The organism is Chryseobacterium sp. SIMBA_029 (genome assembly GCF_046535275.1).
In the GTDB taxonomy this organism is placed as follows: Bacteria; Bacteroidota; Bacteroidia; order Flavobacteriales; family Weeksellaceae; genus Chryseobacterium.
This window is the reverse complement of record NZ_JAWRXA010000359.1, coordinates 1-269: the sequence shown is the minus strand read 5'-3', so window position 1 is coordinate 269 and position 269 is coordinate 1. Positions and strand designations below refer to the sequence as shown.

Sequence of the window (269 nt, the reverse complement as noted above, 5' to 3'; positions counted from 1 at the left end):
GGCGTAGGGAATGGCATTGGTGCAGCGATCGCACGAAAATGCGTAGCTCAAGGTACAACGGTAATCGGGTGCGATATCGACGGCGAAGCAATGGGACGGCTAAAACGGGAATTTCCCGAAGGGATGTTTTTTAGCGAAGTCGTCGATGTTGCCGATCTCAGTGCACTTCGTCGGTTCTTCGCTCATTGCACCGAACGCTTCGATTCTATCGATGGGCTTGTCAACAACGCCGGGCTCTACCACGGCAAGAGCGTCTATCAGTACACCGA

General features: G+C 53.5%; 1 protein-coding gene. It reads left to right on the top strand.

Going from position 1 to position 269, the window contains the following annotated elements:
- A partial coding sequence (locus tag SB679_RS24465) for an SDR family oxidoreductase (RefSeq protein ID WP_410704864.1) occupies positions 1-269 on the top strand: 269 nt, incomplete at both ends.